At 61.6% G+C, this 847-nt stretch carries 1 protein-coding gene; it reads left to right on the top strand.

Annotated elements, in window-relative coordinates:
* Window positions 1-847 (top strand): Ig-like domain-containing protein (locus ACOSDM_RS20055; protein WP_420726310.1); only part of this gene is annotated, 847 nt, incomplete at both ends.

The following is an 847-nucleotide window of genomic DNA, read 5'->3' as shown; positions in this document are numbered from 1 at the left end:
TTGCGGTGGATGATGCGACGCTGACGCTGGAAGAAGGTGGCAACACGGTCACCGGCAATGTGATGGGCAACGACACGGAAGGGGCCGATGGCGCTGAAGTGACATCGTTCACCTATACCGATGAGACAGGCGCAGAACAGACCGGTGCGGTTGGTGTTGAGGTCAACACGCAGTATGGCGCGCTGACGGTGCAGGCGGACGGGTCGTTCACCTATACCAGTGACGTGGGCGAGACGCATACGGATGGTGCGCCGCTGGTGGATGCGTTCACCTATACGATCACGGATGGGGATGGCGATACGTCCTCTGCGACGCAGGCCTTTGAGATCACTGATGATGGGCCACAGCCACCAGTCCCGATGCCCCCTCCTGGCACGGAACCACCGCCTCCGGGTGAGCCGCCTGTTGGTGGCGAAGATCCGGATCACCCTGAACTGGGCGTGAATGCGGGTCGTGTGGATGAAGACGATCTGGCCGATGGGTCTGATGCGGATAAGGAACCGACAACGGTTACCGGGACGCTGACGATTGATGCGGGCGATGATGGTCTGGGCTCTGTTGCGTTCACCGACAGCGGCTTGATGCCGACCCTGACCTCTGGCGGTGTGCCAGTGACCCTGACGCCCAGCACGGATGGTCAGACGATCACCGGAACGGCTGATGGTGTGCCGGTGTTTACGATGGAACTGACGGATGGTGGCACGGGCTACAGCTTCACGCTGCAGGGCACGTTGGACCAGCCGGTGGGCGAGGGCGAGAACGAGATCGACCTGCCGTTCACAGTTGAAGTGACCGATGGCGATGGCTCGACGGCCAGCACCACCTTCCACATCTCGGTCGTCGATGA

This window comes from Hwanghaeella sp. LZ110 (genome assembly GCF_048892525.1).
Taxonomy (GTDB): Bacteria; Pseudomonadota; Alphaproteobacteria; order UBA8366; family Aestuariispiraceae; genus Pacificispira.
This window is presented reverse-complemented; position numbering and strand designations above follow the sequence as displayed.